The sequence below is a fragment of the Mucilaginibacter rigui genome (genome assembly GCF_014773275.1).
GTDB classification, from domain to species: Bacteria; Bacteroidota; Bacteroidia; order Sphingobacteriales; family Sphingobacteriaceae; genus Mucilaginibacter; species Mucilaginibacter rigui_A.
In genome coordinates this window covers 646802-662505 of record NZ_JACWMW010000001.1, presented here as the reverse complement: position 1 = coordinate 662505, position 15704 = coordinate 646802, and the positions used below count along the sequence as shown (strand labels likewise).

The following is a 15704-nucleotide window of genomic DNA, read 5'->3' as shown; positions in this document are numbered from 1 at the left end:
GATTCACATCAAAGAAATCTCTATAAAAAAACAAAACCGGACCATAGGCCCGGCTCTGTATAGTTATTTAATACCCCTACTAAAATAACTTACAACAAAGGAAAAAAAATTAATCCCGGCAAACAAGCGTCCTGTGTAACAATTCGTTTACCTGGCCATCAAAGCTATTGTTATAATATATCATAAATTTGCTGCGTATTACACCAAACCCAATACACTATGTTTAAAAAACTATTACTAACTGCCGCTTGCAGCATTGCGCTGTTACAATTGCAGGCACAAAGCCTTTACATGCCACGCGATATAAAAAAAGCGTTTGATAATGGTACCCGCAGCGCCGATGGTAAACCCGGCCCCAAGTACTGGCAAAACCATGCCCGGTACAATATCTCTATTACCGCGGCACCGCCGTTAAGCACCGTGAAGGGTACCGAAACCATTACCTACATTAACAACAGCCCCGATACTTTAAAAAGGCTGAACATGAAACTGATACTGAACATCCACCGCCCCGGCGCAGCCAGGGCAGGTGATGCAAGCCCGGATTATTTAACCTCGGGTATCCAGATAGATACTTTTTTAATTGCAGGCCAGAAAAAGCCATGGAACAACGCACAGGCAGCATCAACCAACCAGGCGGTTGGTTTACCAAAACCACTGCTTCCGCACGATTCTGTTAAAATTAACATAGCCTGGCATTTTGATGCATCAAAACAAAGCGGCCGCGAAGGGCAGATAGATTCGACCAGTTATTACCTGGCTTATTTTTACCCGCGCGTATCTGTTTATGACGATTACAACGGCTGGGACCGCGTAGCATTTGTTGATGCACAAGAGTTTTATAACGATTTTAACGATTACACCCTTAATGTTACCGTACCAAAAAACTTTATAGTTTGGGCTACAGGCACCCTGCAAAACCCAACACAGGTATTGCAAAAAGAATATGCAGACCGCCTGCAGAGATCAATGACCAGCGACAGCACCATCCACGTTGCTACTATTGATGAAATTACCGGGAACAAGGTAACCGCACAAAACGCCATGAACACCTGGACCTGGACCGCCACCAACATCAGCGACGTAGCCCTGGGTTTAAGCAACCATTACATTTGGGATGCAGGCAGCGTTATTGTTGATAAAAGCACCGGCAGGCGCGCAAGCATGCAGGCAGCTTACTCTGTTAAGGGTACCGATTTTAAACAATCTGTACAGTATGGCCGCAATGCTTTGGGCTGGTTTAGCCATAACTGGCCGGGCGTACCCTACCCTTTCCCTAAAATGACGGCTTTTCAGGGTTTTGCTGATATGGAATACCCAATGATGGTGAACGACAGCCAAATGGGCGACCCGGGTTTTGCACAGCTTGTGCAGGACCATGAGATTGCGCACACCTGGTTCCCCTTTTATATGGGCATCAATGAAACCCGCTACGCCTTTATGGACGAGGGCTGGGCTACAACTTTAGAATACCTGATAGGTATTGAAGAAAAGGGCAAAGCCAAAGCCGATGAGTTTTATAAACAGTTCCGTGTAAACAGCTGGATAAACAACCGCTCAAGCAACCAGGATATCCCGGTTATTACCCAAACCAGCGAGCTTACTACCGGTTACGGTAACAATGCTTACGGTAAACCATCATTAAGTTACCTTGCCCTTAAAGATATGCTTGGCGATGAGCTGTTTAAAAAAGCCCTGCATGGTTATATGGACAGGTGGCACGGTAAACACCCTATCCCATGGGATTACTTCAACTCGATGAGCAATGTATCGGGCCGTAACCTAAACTGGTTCTTTAACAACTGGTTTTTCACCAACTATTATAACGACCTGGCTATAAAAAGCGGTGTAACCGGTAAAGATGGCTATACCTTAACCGTAGCTAACATTGGCGGTTTCGCTATCCCGTTTGATGTGGTGATCACTTATACCGATGGCAGTACCAAAACCATCCACAAAACCCCTGCAGTTTGGGAAGCCAACCAAAAACAAACACTGGTTACTTTCAGTAACGAAAGAGGTAAAAGCCTGAAATCGGTAACGTTAGATAACGGCATCTACATGGATGCCAATACCAAGGATAATACCTGGGCGCCAAAAGCTAAATAAGGCACACAATATCATATCAATAAAACGCCCGGCTCATATTTGAGCCGGGCGTTTTTAGTTTATAAATACTTGTAAAAACTGAATTTGATCCTGGTTATTTTTTTATCACGATGATATTACCAAGCTTTTGAGATACGCTTAATATACCTCCTTTATCAAGCGGCTGCCAAAACCAGCCCTCTTTGTTTTTACCGGCAACCTCTGTAAGTTTTTTACCGCTTACTGTAATGCCGGCAGGTTTAGCTGTAAGCCTGAAAAGGTCATTGGATGCTTTATCAAAAATTTTGTAAGAAATGCTATTGGCATTATACACTATGTTTTGAACGGTAGAAGATGTTTTCAGCATATGATCTGACCCTGCAGGTGCCAACTGTGGCGCAATTGCCATAGCACGGATATAATGACGAACGAAATCGCCATAACCATCGGTCATCCAAACATCGTTTGTTGGATAATAATTTTTGCCATCATAATCTACCGCGTAGGTTGCCCATGTAAGCTGGCGCACCGCATTACGGTTAAGGGTGGTATCGCCTGTCATGGCCCAATACAACAACTCCATAGATGCCTGGCGGGCCGAGTGGCTGTTACCAACCACCGGGTATGCCGTTTGTTCATTGGTAACTGTTACACCGTATTTTGCCCAATCTTTATTATTAAATGTGCTGTGTACCCATTTGAAAATATTTGATACTGTTTTTTTCCAATCAGGGTAAAGTTCCTTATGCTCCATAACAAACATGGCATAAGTTGTGGCATTTATTTGTGTTTTTGAGTATCCCGGTACATCTTCAAAAAACGGCCCCCAATCGTTGGTTTTTTCCGGATAGTTCTTAAACCACTTTAAAGTTTTATTAAATGCATCCTGATATTTTACAGTGTTACCTTTATGTAGTTTTATCAGTTCGCTAAACAACTGAAGGGTGCCTGTCCAATTTGCAGTATAGCTACCCATTCTTGGTTCTTTGTAATAATCATTTTTACCAAGTGCAGCTACTTTACCGGTTACAGCATTTACCTTAAAAGGCCATGGTGAATTCTTTGCATCGCCGGGTTTTATGTTTGCTGCCATAGTGTTGGCAATTTTCACTGCAATATTCAGATATTTAACTTCGCCGGTTTTTTTATACAATCGTATCAGTTCATAACCTAACGATCCTGCTTTATCGGGCTGTAACACACCTTTACCAGCCATCATATCGCCATCATAAATTCCGATTTCTACTTTGGTATTATACGGATATGGCAAATTTGGCCATTTGCAAGTTGGCGAAGACATAGAATGGGCCAGGTAATAATCGGCCTGATATTTCATATCTTTTATAAAATCCTCATCGCCAAGGTAATTATAAAAGAGATCCCAGGCAGATATCCCCATAGCCACCTGGTCGCCACCTATACCGCGTTTATCATGGCTGGCTTTCCATACCTGGTGGTTCATATAATATCTTTCGCCATTGGTATCTACTTCCATGTTTTTCCAAAACTTCCATGTCAGTTTTATAGTTTGGTCAAATGCATCACCATAGTTATCCGCATTCCACGGAATTAGATTACCACCTCCATCTACCTTTACCTTATGGTAAATGATAGAATCTGATAGTTCGCGTCCGTTTTTAATACTAAGAATGTTTCTACCCAGTATGCCATATTGCGCATTAGCGGTATTACTACATAGAAATAATGCTAAAAGCGCACAAAGGCCTTTACCAATTTTTTTGCCAAAATTGTGTTTGTACATTTGTTTAAAGTTTAAAATAAATTGATTATTAATTGATTCGCTCATATAAGAGCCCTTAAATATATCCTATTTAAGCCTATATAAACCGACTCACATAACATTTATTAATCATATTTATTTGCAAGTACCCAACAGGCGTCGCATTATCAATGACTATCAAAAGGTTACAAAATTACCGTCAAAAAGACAGCTTAATTTATTTATAATGAATTAATTACAGAAATACATAAGAGAGTGTAGTAATAACACAACTATATGCTAAAAAACTGGTGTAATAACTACACTAGCTACGAGCTAAAAGAACGGTGTAATAATTACACCAACCACGGGTGTGGTGCGGTATTTAGTGGTTTATCTATAACCATTCAATCAACTTGCAATTTATACTAACAAGGCATAGTTGGTTAACAGATGCTCAGCGCTACCCGAATAACAAACTGGTAAAACCAAAAAAGCCCGGCTAATTAGCCGGGCTTTACACATGTTATGTTAAATACCTTATGCGTTCTGGATAGAGTTGTTCCAGTCGTTAGCGGTACTTTTTACTTTTGATTTTGCGCTGTCAACACCGTTTTCGGCGTAATTGGTAGCTCTTGCTTTTGCACTGTCAATAGCATCGTCGGCATCACTAACGGCTCCGCTAAACTTTGATTTCACCGAATCAACCGCATGGCTGCCATATTCTTTAATGTTATCGGCAGTAGATTGCGCTTTATTTTTTGCTTTATCAACAAGGTCATTTACGTAATCAGCAATATCGCCTCTTAGTTCTTCACCTTTTTCGGGGGCTAATAATAAACCCAATGCGGCGCCCGCTGCAGCACCCACTAAAAGTGCTGCTATAATTTTTGCTTGATCTTTCATATTCTTTACTTTTTGGTAGATGATTTTGTACTTAAGTAACAAATACCATACCGCTCTGTTTAAAAAAGTTCATAATAAGTTTAATATGCTAATGTTTTATTGTGACACGGAGGTATGCATCACACAAAGCATGCGCTTTACTGTTTAAGGAGTTATGGATATCACTTCGCTTATAGGCTCTACCCGGTCTGTACATTTTCGTAAAATGTTCTATCTGGTAACAATTGTACTGGCAGGTATACTCATTGTACTTAAATACCAACTATTGCCTTATATAAACAGGAAAGAAAATTTAATTGACCGGATACTTCGGCGCGTATTAGATTTTTTGATCGTATTGATATTCATGATCATCGCCGTGGCCTCGGTAGCCTTTTGGCTAAGCGGGAATGAATAACAGGTAGTGAATGTGAGTGTACGTCTGAGCTTGTAGAAGATCTAAACGACAGGCCAATTCTCAACCGGTTCGCCATGGCAGTTAGTTCAAAAAAAAACATCCGCCTTTGTGGGGCAGATGCTTTCTGTAACATTTAGTGGATTAATATATAATTAAACAACCTTTACGTTTACTGCGTTTAAGCCTTTTCTTCCGTTTTCTACTTCGAACTCAACTTTATCGTTTTCACGGATTTCGTCGATCAGACCTGTTGAATGAACAAATACATCGGCACCACCACCATCTGGGGTAATAAAACCAAATCCTTTTGTTTCATTGAAAAATTTTACTGTTCCTTCTTTTTGCATTATATTAATTATTAAAGTGCGCAAGGTATGCATAATTATCCACAATAGTGCAAAAGCGCTATAAATGCAGCGGGTTGTATATTAAAAAACGGGATTTATTACGCTACAACTGCCAGATGGCGGCCATGCAGGGTATTCTCAGAATCTTTTACAATACTGCGGATCTTCTCGTCCAGTTCGTTAACTGTCAGCTCCATCATATCAAAATAGCTAAAGTTTATATTCTCCATTTTAATAAGGTCCATAATACCCAATAATGATGCTACCGGCCTGCGCAACTCATGCGACTGGATAATGGCAATACGGTTAAGAGCTTCATTTTGTATATTGATATAGGCTTCCTGCTTTTTATGGTGGGTAATATCGGTAGAGTTAAGTGCCACCCCAATCACATCACCTATACTGTTACGCACTGGTAAAAAGGTGGTTACCTTCCAGCAGGCGAATGGAGTACCCTGCATTAAAAGCCACTCGCGCTTTATTGACCGGCCAGTTAGCGCTATGTTAAAGTACTTTTTAAACTGTGGCAGTATACCGGGTTCGGTAAAGTTAAGTAAATTATCGCCTTCGGTTAATTTATGGCCGTAAGCGTTTTTCACAAAACCCGCGGCCGACCTGTTAAACGCCAGTACTTCAAAATTACGGCCTGCCAGTATATGGGTATCATTCGAGCTATCAAAAATAGCCTTCAGCTTTAATTCCGATTCGCCAATAGCCGCAGCATGCTCCTGCTCTTTTGCACGTTGTTTAGCCAGTGTATTCAGGCTCCAGTTCAGCTCTATCAGGTTTACCACCTGCTTAGCCATTACCTGCAGCGCTTTTTGCTGGTGTGCTTTTAATTCGCCGGGTTTCATACCAATCACACATAAACTACCAATGGCAAAGCCATCTTTTGTTATTAAAGGCGCGCCTGCATAAAAACGCACGTATGGCTTGCCGGTTACCAGTGGGTTATTGCAATGTAATGGGTCGGCCGACAGATCATTTATAATATTCACGTCTGACTGTTGGATAGTAAGGTTGCAGAAAGCTACACTGCGTGGGGTGCATTCAATTTCGGTACCAACTGATGCTTTAAACCATTGGGTATCTTTATCAAGCAAGGTAACCAGGGCCACAGGGGTTTGGCATATTTCGGCTACCAGGGCAACAATTTCATTCAAGTCTTTAACAATACCGGCATCAAGATGCATAAACCTGTTTACAGCTGAAAGGCGTTGTTGCTCGGTATATTTATTCATACAAAGGTAGATAGTTGAAATATTATTTTTTTAGCCTTAACTGGCTATTAATTATACACTTAAGTTTAATAAATGTTTAAAAAGGTTAAGTATTATTTCAGCAAGGGTTATTTAAATACGTAAATTATAGCTGCATGGTTTGTAGCCGGCCATTATAACCTAAAAAACCCCGATGGAGTTAACTACGGGGTTTTGCTAAATACCTTAATACAACGTATAACCACATTCGTTATAATAATTACCTAGCCGCATTATATATAGGGCAAGCGCCTTATAATTAGGGGGAAATTAAAATTATATACGTATTGTACCGGTTAACGGTTTTTTATTATCCTTATCTTATTCAGAGTATACACTTTGCACCTGGTCCCGCAGGTTATAGTTCGATGCCATTACCTCGCCGTAAGCGCCTGCAGTGCGTATGGCTATCAGGTCGCCACGGTACGATTGCGGCAAATCAACATCCTTCCGGAAACAGTCCGTGCTTTCACATATCGGGCCTACTACGTCGTATTTTATTTCAGATTTCGAATGTTCAATTTCGGATTTGTCTTGATTCTTGATTCTTGACTCCTGACTCAAATTCTGGATCGAATGATACGCCTGGTACAACATCGGGCGCATCAGCTCCGTCATACCCGCATCCAATATCAGGAAATTCTTTTTCTGGCCGTTCTTTACATACAGCACTCTTGAGATCAGCGAGGCCGACTGCGCAACCATAGCTCGGCCAAGTTCAAAATGCACTTCCTGGCCGGGTTTAACGTTCAAAAATTTGCTGAACACTTTAAAATAACTTTCAAAATCGGCAAGACCGTTGGTATCGGGGTTATAATAATCAACACCGAGGCCACCGCCCGTATTTAATATTTTTATAGCGAAGCCGTGGTCTTCAAACCAATCCTGCATTTCGTTAATGCGGGTACACAGGTTACGGTAAACCTCCATATCGGTAATTTGCGAACCGATATGAAAGTGGATGCCTAAAAATTTAAGGTTATGGCACTTACGCAGCGTTTCGGCTACATCATTTAACTGCCAGGCATTTATTCCAAATTTATTCTCATCCAGCCCCGTGGTGATAAAGTGGTGCGTGTGCGCATCAACATTGGGGTTAATACGTATAGCTATACCGGCAACTTTGTTTTTGGCTTTCGCCAGCTCATTAATGATCTCCAGTTCCTGTACCGACTCTACATTAAAACAAAAAATATCGGCATCAAGCGCCAGGTTAATTTCCTTGTCAGATTTCCCTACGCCTGCAAAAACCACCTTACCTTTATCAAAGCCATGCTCCACTGCTGCCTTTACTTCGTTACCGCTTACGCAATCGGCCCCGAAACCGAAAGACTGGATCATATCGATAACCTTTGGGTTAAAGTTGGCCTTCATGGCGTAATGCACATGGAAACCGTATTTTGATGATGCATCCCTGCAGGCATCCAAAGTATTGCGTAAAACACCCATATCGTAATAATAAAATGGGGTTTCTGTATCGTTAAAGCGTTGTATCGTATTGTTGTTGAACATCTTTAAAAGTCAAAATTAAAAAGTCAAAAGTCAAAATTGACTATCTAAAAGCCGTCATTGCGAGGAGCGATAGCGACGTGGCAATCTTCGACATGCTTGTCGCCTACTTTTCTATCGAAGATTGCCACGCTACGCTCGCAATGACGCGCGGTTATTATGTTTGAGGCGAAATCTAAAATCGTAATTCTAAAATCGTAAATTAAAATAACCTGCTATGCAGGCTTCTCAATACCTCTACCTTATCTTCTGTTTTTACCAGTACAGACATGTTGTGGTCGCTGCCACCGTATGATATCATCCTTACCGGCACATGTTTTATAGCCTCCAAAACGCGGGCTGCATAGCCATGTTTTTCGGCGCCAAAATCGCCAACCACGCAAATAATGGTGTGGTTCACATCAATATCAACCGAACCAAATGCGGCCAGTTCTGCGGTTATCTCGCCCAGGTAAGTGGTATCATCAATAGTTAACGATACGGCAACCTCTGATGTGGTGATCATATCTATAGACGTGCGGTAACGCTCAAACACCTCAAACACGCGGCGTAAAAAACCATGCGCCAGCAGCATACGGCTGCTTTGTATCTTAATAGCAGTGATACCATCCTTAGCCGCTATAGATTTTATCCTGTCCTTCTCGCTGGTATTGGTGATCAGTGTACCCGGCGCCTGCGGATCCATCGTGTTCAGCAAACGCACCGGTATTTTATATTTTTGCGCCGGGAATACGCTTTGCGGGTGCAAAATTTTGGCGCCAAAGTAAGCAAGCTCGGCGGCTTCATCAAATGATAGCTGGGCTATGGGTTTGGTATTGCTTACAATACGTGGGTCGTTATTATGCATGCCGTCAATATCGGTCCATATCTGCACCTCTTCGCTGCGTATGCCCGCTCCTATCAGTGATGCGGTATAATCGCTGCCACCGCGGCGCAGGTTGTCTATTTCGCCAAATGCATTACGGCAAATAAAGCCCTGTGTAATAAACAGGTTCACATCGGGGTGTTTATCCAGCAAAGGGGTAAGCTCGGTAGTGATGTGCTCTACAACCGGCTCGTTATCCTCGTCGGTTTTCATAAACTCAAGCGCCGGTAATAAAACCGATGGTACACCTATCTCTTTTAAATAAATATGGTACAGGGTGGTTGATAGTAACTCGCCCTGCGCTAATATAATTTTATCTTCTATGGGGGTAAACAGATCGTTGGCAAAACTGCTCAATAATCTAAAATGATAATCAATTACTTCCTTACCCTGCTCCAAAGTCTCGGGTTTCTTTAAAAGCTCTTTTATAACAGCCTCGTACTTATCCTTTAGTATGGCAATTAAATTTGCTGCCTTTGCCTTATCATTTGTAAGGTAGGCCTGGCCTATTTCAACTAAATTATTGGTAGTGCCCGACATGGCCGACAGCACCACTATTTGCCGCTCTTGGGGGTTAATTATATCCAGCAGCTTCTGCATACGGGCGGCACTACCAACCGATGTTCCGCCAAATTTTAAAACTTTCATTATTTGTTTCCGTTTACCATAAAACATTAATATTCTTGTATGAATATTGAGGCGCTAAAAATAGGATTTTAAACCACTTATATCTAAAATGAGCAAAATAAAATTTGGAACAGATGGCTGGAGAGCGATCATTGCCGACGACTTTACTGTTGAGAACGTAAAACGAGTGGCCTATGCAACCGCATTGTGGCTAAAACAAAACTTTGAAAACCCATCGGCTGTTGTTGGCTGCGACCCGCGTTTTGCAGGGCCAATGTTTGCAGATGTTACTACCGCGGTGCTTGCATCGCAGGGTATTAAGGTTTTCCGTGCCGAAAACATGTTTATATCTACGCCCATGATATCGTTAGGTACCGTGCGTAAACAAGCATCGGCAGGTATTATAATTACAGCAAGCCATAACCCGCCCGCCTACAACGGATATAAGATAAAAGCGTTTTACGGCGGCCCGGCCACACCCGATGATATTGAAAAAGTAGAATCACAGATCCCGGATACCATCAGCCTGGAGCTTAAATCGGTTACAGATTATGTTACCGAAGGTTTGGTAGAATATATTGACCTGGAGGATATGTATGTGGAACATGCCGAAGCCAGCTTTGATATTGCTGCTATCCGCGATAGTGGTTTGCAGTGGGCTTACGATGCCATGTACGGTGCCGGCCAAAATGTTATGCGCCGCCTGTTCCCCGATATTACCTTTTTACATGCCGATTATAACCCAAGCTTTGATGGCCAGGCGCCCGAGCCTATACAGCGTAACCTGCAGGAGTTTGAGCAACTGATTAAACTATCTGAAGGGGAAATTGCTGCCGGTTTGGTTACCGATGGCGACGCCGACCGCATTGGCTTATATGACGGCGAAGGAAACTTTGTTGATTCGCACCATATACTTTTATTGCTGATACATTATATGTACAAAGTAAAGGGCGAAAAAGGCGAGGTCTATTCAACCTTCTCTTGCACCAGCAAAATTCAAAAACTTTGCGATGCATACGGCTTAAACAACACCGTTACCAAAATTGGCTTTAAATACATTTGCGACCTGATAGTGAACAGCGGCAAACCGTTTATGGTGGGTGGTGAAGAATCGGGCGGTATTGCAGTTAACGGGCACATCCCCGAGCGCGATGGCGTTTGGATAGGCCTAATGATTTGGGAATTTATGGCAAAAAGCGGCCGCAGCTTAAAAGACCTGGTACAGGAAATTTATGATGTGGTTGGCAAATTTGCTGTTGAGCGTTACGACCTGCATGTTACCGAAGAGAAGAAACAACAGATCATCAGCAACTGCAAAAGCGGTTACAGCACCTTTGGTAACTTAAAGGTAGCCCGAACCGAAGATCTGGATGGCTTCAAATTCTTCTTTGAGGATGAGACCTGGGTAATGATCCGTCCATCAGGCACCGAGCCCGTACTGCGCGTTTACGCCGAGGCCCCAACTACTGCCGAGTCTATTAAAATATTAGATACTGTTAAAGCAGAATTATTGAAATAAAACCGGGATCTATACGATTCCGCAGATTTATAGATTTTTAAAAGGCTTGCTTCGGCAAGCCTTTTTTTGTTGCCACAACCCTTTAAACTCCCTGTTATGCTGAATGAAGTGAAGCATCTAATCGCCAATGTGACTCACCCCGCGACACTGCGTGCGCGACCCTCTCTCCGCAAGCGGAAAGAGGGTTAAAACTCTTCTCCTCACCCTCTTTGCGCAGCAGAGAGGGTCGACCAGCGAAGCGTAGTCGGGGTGAGTAAACTAATGTTCTTTAGCCAGGAACAGCTCACTGACCATACCACCCCGTCATGCTGAACGCAGTGAAGCATCTAATCGCCAATGTGACTCACCCCGCGACACTGTGCGCGCGACCCTTTCTCCGCAAGCGGAAAGAGGGTTAAAACTCTTCTCCTCACCCTCTTTGCGCAGCAGAGAGGGTCGACCAGCGAAGCGTAGTCGGGGTGAGTAAACTAATGTTCTTTAGCCAGGAACAGCTCACTGACCATACCACCCCGTCATGCTGAACGCAGTGAAGCATCTATTCACCAATATCACTCACCCCGCGACACTGCGTGCGCGACCCTCTCTCCGCAAGCGGAAAGAGGGTAAAACCTATATCCGCACCCTCTTTGCGAAGCAGAGAGGGTCGACCAGCGAAGCGTAGTCGGGGTGAGTAAACTAATATTCTTTAGCCAGGCACAGCTCACTAAAAGACCCTTCATTGCGTTAAGAATGGCAAGTGGATTTTTTTTTCTAATTTCCCGGTGATATATCACCCAAGCCGCGCACTTATAATTAAACGCAGGTATTATGGTAAAAACGGTTAACAGGGAACACTTACTGATGGAGCTTTATAAAAGCGCCTTCCCCCCACTGGCTAAGTATGTGGCCAGGATGGGCGGCTCGGTTGACGATGCCAAAGATGTTTTCCAGGATGCTTTGGTAATTTATTATGAGAAAGCAGTTGCCGGTAGTTTAATTACTGCCGATGGTAAAGCCTACCTTTTAGGTATTGCAAAGCACATGTGGTTTAAAAAGTTCAGGGAGCAAAACAATACTTTTCCGCTTGATGATACATGGGAACAAGCCGATGAAACGGAACAGCAGATCTGTAACAACAAGGTTTTACAATTTTTAGAAACCGCAGGTAAACGTTGCTTGGAACTATTAAGTGCTTTTTACTACCATAAGTTACCCATGAAAGAAGCCGCCGAACAATTTGGCTACGCTGGCGAGCGCTCGGTAACCGTACAGAAATACAAATGCCTGGAAAAAGTAAGGGACACCGTTAAAGAAAGATCACTGACCTATGCGGACTTCATTGAATAACATCAAAGAGATTGACGACCACGTGCTGGGCCTCGCAGCCCCGCAGGACGGCCTGTTGTTAGAGGCGAAGATGATCCTGAACCCCGAACTGAGCATGGATGTAGCCTGGCACAGGCAAACACTCACGTTGGTGCAGCAATATGGGCGCAAACAGTTGCGTGCAGATATCGAGGCTGTGCATCAGCAGCTTTTTACCCGGCCAAAACATCAAAATTTCCGCGAAACCATACTGCGCTATTTTAAACGCTAACCATTAATTTTTAGAAAGAATGAACACCAACGAGTTCCGCAAATACGCGGTGAGGCATCGCCATGTCCAAAGTTTACATGTAGACAGGTTTATTGCGCAGGTAAACAACAGCCGCATCACCAGCCAAACGCCAGCCATTATGGAAGAACGACAGATGAACATCACCCAGATGGATGTATTCTCGCGCCTGATGATGGACAGGATCATCTTCCTGGGTACCGCGGTTGATGACCATGTGGCCAATATCATCCAGGCGCAATTGCTGTTCCTGCAATCAACCGATGCTAAGCGCGACATCCAGATCTACATCAATTCGCCGGGCGGCTCAGTTTACGCGGGGCTGGGTATTTATGATACTATGCAATTCATCTCACCCGATGTGGCAACCATTTGCACCGGCATGGCCGCATCTATGGCGCAGGTATTGCTGTGCGCGGGTACAAAGGGCAAACGCGCCGCCCTGCCCCATTCACGTATCATGATGCACCAGCCATCGGGCGGTGCGCAGGGCATGGCATCAGACATCGAGATAGCTGCCGTACAAATTGCTAAAATGAAACATGAACTTTACCAGATCACCGCCAAACACACCGGCCAGGATTATGAAACCGTTCACCGCCTCTCCGACCGTGACCACTGGATGATTGCCGCCGAAGCGCTTGAGTTTGGGATGATAGATGAGATCTTGGATGCGCGGGAGTAGTATTGCTCCCCCTTTGTCATGTTGAGCATAGCGACGCATCTATTCACCGACATCACTCACCCCGCGACACTACGTGCGCGACCCTCTCTCCTCAAGCGGAAAGAGGGTTAAAACTCTTCTCCTCACCCTCTTTGCGCAGCAGAGAGGGTCGACCAGCGAAGCGTAGTCGGGGTGAGTTAACTAATGATCTTTAGCCAGGCACAGCTCACTAAAAGACTCTTCCCTGCGTTAAGAAATTCCGCTGACCAACCTCCCTGTCATGCTGAGCATAGCGATGCATCTATTCACCGACATCACTCACCCCGCGACACTGCGTGCCCGACCCTCTCTCCGCAAGCGGAAAGAGGGTTAAAACTCTTCTCCTCACCCTCTTTGCGCAACAGAGAGGGTCGACCAGCGAAGCGTAGTCGGGGTGAGTTAATTACCGGGTAATACATTTTCCGCTATTGGTGTTATCCAAAACTTTTTCAGGACGGCTCACTACAGGTCCTTTTTAAGGGCGTTTTAAAGTCGTTTTGGGGCGGTTAACAACATGGTCGGGCTATTAAATAACTAAGTGGTGTGTAATGGTGGCTGTACTTTATCAGCAACAAATTAAAAATATCTGATTATCAGATATTTAATCAAATAAACGGGTGTTCACGGCAGTGAACGTGAACACCTTTCAAATTCGTGATGACAAAAAAATAAAGTTGTTAAAATGTTTACCTAATAATCGCTTACTTTGGGTTTTACATCAGCGTATAATCCATGAAGAAATTATTTACCGCCATTTTGATGCTGTCCTGCATCATTTTTAAAACATCGGCACAAAACAATAGTGTAAATACCACTACAGCCAATTACAGTAACTTGCAGCAAAAATTTGTCGACCTGAAGTTTGGTATGTTCATCCACTTTAACATGCCTACCTATATGGATGCCGACTGGCCTGATCCCGAAGCGGAAGCAGCCAACTTCAACCCAAAAAAACTAAACGCCGACCAATGGGCAAAAGCAGCAAAAACCGCTAACATGACCTATGGCTGCTTAACCACCAAACACCACAGCGGTTTCTGTATCTGGGATACCAAAACAACCGATTACAACGTAATGAACAGTCCGCTAAAGCGCGATGTGGTAAAGGAATATGTTGATGCATTCCGTAAGAATAACCTCAAAGTGATGCTTTATTACAGTATCCTGGATACTCACCATAAATTGCGCCCGCATACCATCACTCAAAAACATTTTGAAATGGTGAAGGCACAGCTAACCGAACTGTTAACCAAATACGGTAAAATAGAAGCTTTGATTATTGACGGCTGGGATGCGCCATGGTCGAGAATTAGCTATGACGATATCAATTTTGAGGATATCTATCATCTGGTAAAATCATTACAGCCCGAATGTGTGCTGATGGACCTGAACGGTGCCAAATACCCTGCCGAAGGCCTGTTTTACAGCGATATCAAAACTTATGAAATGGGGGCAGGCCAGCGCTTATCAACAAAAGATAATGTAATGCCATCATTGGCTTGTTTACCCTTGCAAAGCAGCTGGTTCTGGAAAACAAACTTCCCTACCACCCCGGTAAAAGAACCTGCTAAAATGGTTGCACAATTAAACACGCTTAACCAGGCGGGCTGCAACTTTATTTTAAATGTTGCCCCAAACCGCGATGGTTTATTTGATGATAACGCCTTAGCCGCTTTAAAAGAAATTGGCAAACAATGGAAAAATGATGTACCTGCCCCAAAACTGGCGGCAACCAATGCGCCCATCATATCAAGCAACCTGGCCAAAAACAAACCATCAAATTCAAGCTGGAGCGATGATATGAACATTATGGATTTTGCCAATGATGATGACTTCACAACATCGTGGACATCAAATACGGCCATCAAAACCCCATGGTACGAAATTGATTTTGGCCACGATACCGAATTTAACACAATTGCCTTAACCGAGCCAAAAGCCAACATTAGCGCATACCACTTTGAGTATTTGCAAAACGGTGTTTGGAAACCAATTGCAGAGGGTAACATTGCATCGCGCGTAAAGATCCACCGTTTTAACCGGGTTTATGGCACCAAAGTTCGGGTAACTATTGATAAAGCCGAAGGCCAGGTATCTATTGCGGAATTTGGCGTTTACAACGAGAGAAGATAAAACATCATTATTTAGTCGCGAAGTACCGCGTCTCTAC

At 43.5% G+C, this 15704-nt stretch carries 13 protein-coding genes; 7 read left to right on the top strand and 6 right to left on the bottom strand.

Annotation, left to right across the window (positions count from 1 at the left end):
• Positions 1 to 219: 219 nt before the first annotated feature.
• Positions 220 to 2109, top strand: coding sequence for a M1 family metallopeptidase (locus tag IDJ75_RS03030; RefSeq protein WP_191174128.1), 1890 nt, complete (start codon positions 220 to 222; stop codon positions 2107 to 2109).
• A 94-nt stretch (positions 2110 to 2203) separates the two neighbouring features.
• Here IDJ75_RS03030 and IDJ75_RS03025 read toward each other — a convergent pair whose 3' ends face one another.
• Both IDJ75_RS03025 and IDJ75_RS03020 read right to left on the bottom strand, forming a co-directional pair.
• Positions 2204 to 3850: a hypothetical protein gene (locus IDJ75_RS03025; RefSeq protein ID WP_191174127.1), complete on the bottom strand. Its 1647-nt coding sequence runs from the start codon at positions 3848 to 3850 to the stop codon at positions 2204 to 2206.
• 498 nt (positions 3851 to 4348) lie between these two features.
• Entirely contained in the window at positions 4349 to 4714 is a 366-nt protein-coding gene (locus IDJ75_RS03020; RefSeq protein WP_191174126.1) for a YtxH domain-containing protein, read from the bottom strand.
• A 154-nt stretch (positions 4715 to 4868) separates the two neighbouring features.
• On the opposite strand from IDJ75_RS03020, the gene IDJ75_RS03015 reads away from it, so the two are divergent.
• Complete coding sequence (locus tag IDJ75_RS03015; RefSeq protein ID WP_191174125.1) at positions 4869 to 5111, top strand: hypothetical protein; 243 nt, start codon at positions 4869 to 4871, stop codon at positions 5109 to 5111.
• 152 nt (positions 5112 to 5263) lie between these two features.
• On the opposite strand, the gene IDJ75_RS03010 is transcribed toward IDJ75_RS03015, so the two are convergent.
• The 4 genes from IDJ75_RS03010 to IDJ75_RS02995 form a co-directional block, all read right to left on the bottom strand.
• The gene (locus IDJ75_RS03010) at positions 5264 to 5458 is read right to left on the bottom strand and encodes a cold-shock protein (RefSeq protein ID WP_067057762.1); all 195 of its coding nucleotides are present in this window, start codon (positions 5456 to 5458) and stop codon (positions 5264 to 5266) included.
• A gap of 98 nt (positions 5459 to 5556) precedes the next feature.
• Positions 5557 to 6699, bottom strand: coding sequence for a GAF domain-containing protein (locus IDJ75_RS03005; protein WP_191174124.1), 1143 nt, complete (start codon positions 6697 to 6699; stop codon positions 5557 to 5559).
• Between the two features lie 339 nt (positions 6700 to 7038).
• Positions 7039 to 8229 carry a diaminopimelate decarboxylase gene (gene lysA, locus IDJ75_RS03000; protein WP_191174123.1) on the bottom strand — a complete coding sequence of 397 codons (1191 nt, stop codon included), beginning with the start codon at positions 8227 to 8229 and terminating at the stop codon, positions 7039 to 7041.
• 199 nt (positions 8230 to 8428) lie between these two features.
• Entirely contained in the window at positions 8429 to 9739 is a 1311-nt protein-coding gene (locus tag IDJ75_RS02995; RefSeq protein WP_191174122.1) for an aspartate kinase, read from the bottom strand.
• An 88-nt stretch (positions 9740 to 9827) separates the two neighbouring features.
• Here IDJ75_RS02995 and IDJ75_RS02990 point away from each other — a divergent pair, with 88 nt between their 5' ends.
• From IDJ75_RS02990 to IDJ75_RS02970, 5 genes are all read left to right on the top strand, one after another.
• Complete coding sequence (locus IDJ75_RS02990) at positions 9828 to 11237, top strand: phosphohexomutase domain-containing protein (protein WP_191174121.1); 1410 nt, start codon at positions 9828 to 9830, stop codon at positions 11235 to 11237.
• 807 nt (positions 11238 to 12044) lie between these two features.
• On the top strand, positions 12045 to 12563 hold the full coding sequence (locus IDJ75_RS02985; RefSeq protein WP_191174120.1) for an RNA polymerase sigma factor: 519 nt from the start codon (positions 12045 to 12047) through the stop codon (positions 12561 to 12563).
• Entirely contained in the window at positions 12544 to 12813 is a 270-nt protein-coding gene (locus IDJ75_RS02980) for a hypothetical protein (RefSeq protein ID WP_191174119.1), read from the top strand. The genes IDJ75_RS02985 and IDJ75_RS02980 overlap by 20 nt, the downstream gene beginning before the upstream one ends.
• Before the next feature lie 19 nt (positions 12814 to 12832).
• Positions 12833 to 13516 (top strand): ClpP family protease, encoded by a 684-nt coding sequence (locus IDJ75_RS02975; protein ID WP_191174118.1) that lies wholly within the window; start codon positions 12833 to 12835, stop codon positions 13514 to 13516.
• Positions 13517 to 14266: 750 nt separating this feature from the next.
• Positions 14267 to 15667, top strand: coding sequence for an alpha-L-fucosidase (locus IDJ75_RS02970; RefSeq protein ID WP_191174117.1), 1401 nt, complete (start codon positions 14267 to 14269; stop codon positions 15665 to 15667).
• Positions 15668 to 15704: the final 37 nt, after the last annotated feature.

Bases quoted from the DNA above. Each gene is read 5' to 3' on its own strand.
- IDJ75_RS03025 (WP_191174127.1), bottom strand. From the start codon at position 3,850: ATGTACAAACACAATTTTGGCAAAAAAATTGGTAAAGGCCTTTGTGCG.
- IDJ75_RS02985 (WP_191174120.1), top strand. From the start codon at position 12,045: ATGGTAAAAACGGTTAACAGGGAACACTTACTGATGGAGCTTTATAAA.
- IDJ75_RS03005 (WP_191174124.1), bottom strand. From the start codon at position 6,699: ATGAATAAATATACCGAGCAACAACGCCTTTCAGCTGTAAACAGGTTT.
- IDJ75_RS03020 (WP_191174126.1), bottom strand. From the start codon at position 4,714: ATGAAAGATCAAGCAAAAATTATAGCAGCACTTTTAGTGGGTGCTGCA.
- IDJ75_RS03030 (WP_191174128.1), top strand. From the start codon at position 220: ATGTTTAAAAAACTATTACTAACTGCCGCTTGCAGCATTGCGCTGTTA.
- IDJ75_RS02975 (WP_191174118.1), top strand. From the start codon at position 12,833: ATGAACACCAACGAGTTCCGCAAATACGCGGTGAGGCATCGCCATGTC.
- IDJ75_RS03015 (WP_191174125.1), top strand. From the start codon at position 4,869: ATGGATATCACTTCGCTTATAGGCTCTACCCGGTCTGTACATTTTCGT.
- IDJ75_RS02995 (WP_191174122.1), bottom strand. From the start codon at position 9,739: ATGAAAGTTTTAAAATTTGGCGGAACATCGGTTGGTAGTGCCGCCCGT.
- lysA (WP_191174123.1), bottom strand. From the start codon at position 8,229: ATGTTCAACAACAATACGATACAACGCTTTAACGATACAGAAACCCCA.
- IDJ75_RS02970 (WP_191174117.1), top strand. From the start codon at position 14,267: ATGAAGAAATTATTTACCGCCATTTTGATGCTGTCCTGCATCATTTTT.
- IDJ75_RS02990 (WP_191174121.1), top strand. From the start codon at position 9,828: ATGAGCAAAATAAAATTTGGAACAGATGGCTGGAGAGCGATCATTGCC.
- IDJ75_RS02980 (WP_191174119.1), top strand. From the start codon at position 12,544: ATGCGGACTTCATTGAATAACATCAAAGAGATTGACGACCACGTGCTG.
- IDJ75_RS03010 (WP_067057762.1), bottom strand. From the start codon at position 5,458: ATGCAAAAAGAAGGAACAGTAAAATTTTTCAATGAAACAAAAGGATTT.